The organism is Sedimenticola sp. (genome assembly GCF_050289425.1).
GTDB lineage: Bacteria > Pseudomonadota > Gammaproteobacteria > Chromatiales > Chromatiaceae > Sedimenticola.
Window position 1 is genome coordinate 1 of the sequence record NZ_JBNKFS010000105.1, and the last position, 500, is coordinate 500.

Here is a 500-nt window from a genome sequence, read left to right on the forward strand (position 1 = left end):
CCGCATGAAAGCATTTTTACAAGAAGTCCTGCCCGAACAGACGTTGCACAATCGCCTGCAAACGGATGGTTCGGCACGCTATCTGGAATTTAGTCCACTCGACGTAGACCGGCTGAAACGTCTCGGCATTGAAGTCGATAAACTCGGCCCCCACCTCGTTGTCTGCATGTGGGACGAAGACACCCCGCTCGAAATTGGTGGTTATCTGGTCGTAGACAACATGGCCATGGGACGGCCGTCAATGGGCGGCATTCGCATGTTGCCGGACATAACCCCCACCACTATTCACAACCTGGCTCGCGGCATGACCCTGAAAAACGCCGCCGCCGACCTGCCCTACGGCGGCGGCAAAAGCGGCATCGTTCGCCCGGAACGTGAGCTGACCCCCACAGAACACACCGAGATCATTCGCGGATTCGCCCGCCTCATTCGCCGCTACCATGACATCTACCTGCCCGGCCCGGACGTCGGCACCAACGACGCCGATATGCGCACGATTG

At 58.8% G+C, this 500-nt stretch carries 1 protein-coding gene; it reads left to right on the forward strand.

All coding sequences use genetic code 11. From position 1 onward, the window contains the following. Positions 1–500, forward strand: a 500-nt coding sequence (locus ACQY5R_RS18395; protein ID WP_428610737.1) for a Glu/Leu/Phe/Val dehydrogenase dimerization domain-containing protein, incomplete at both ends; no start/stop codon positions are given.